A 248-nucleotide genomic window follows, 5' to 3' on the forward strand; every position below is an offset into this window, starting at 1 on the left:
GGTTCAGTGCCTTGATCGAGTAGTAACCCTGTTTGATATGATCGATGCTGACCGTCTCACGCACGCCGGAGACTGACAGCATGCTCTTAAGATAGCGATTCAGCAGCGTATAGTCGCGTATCCGGCGCAGGTTGCATTTGAACAGGCCATGATAGGCGACGTCAAAGCGAATCAGGGTGACGAACAGGCGAATATCGGTTTCAGTCAGCCGTCCACCCAGCAGGAAGGTGCGACCATCGCTGAGCAGG

Annotated in this window: 1 protein-coding gene; it reads right to left on the reverse strand. The window is 54.4% G+C overall.

Annotated features, from left to right (window positions below; genetic code table 11):
• Positions 1-248 (reverse strand): glutathione S-transferase C-terminal domain-containing protein (locus tag SB756_RS33545; RefSeq protein ID WP_410913696.1); only part of this gene is annotated, 248 nt, incomplete at both ends.

The organism is Pseudomonas sp. SIMBA_068, assembly GCF_046534705.1.
Classification (GTDB): domain Bacteria; phylum Pseudomonadota; class Gammaproteobacteria; order Pseudomonadales; family Pseudomonadaceae; genus Aquipseudomonas; species Aquipseudomonas putida.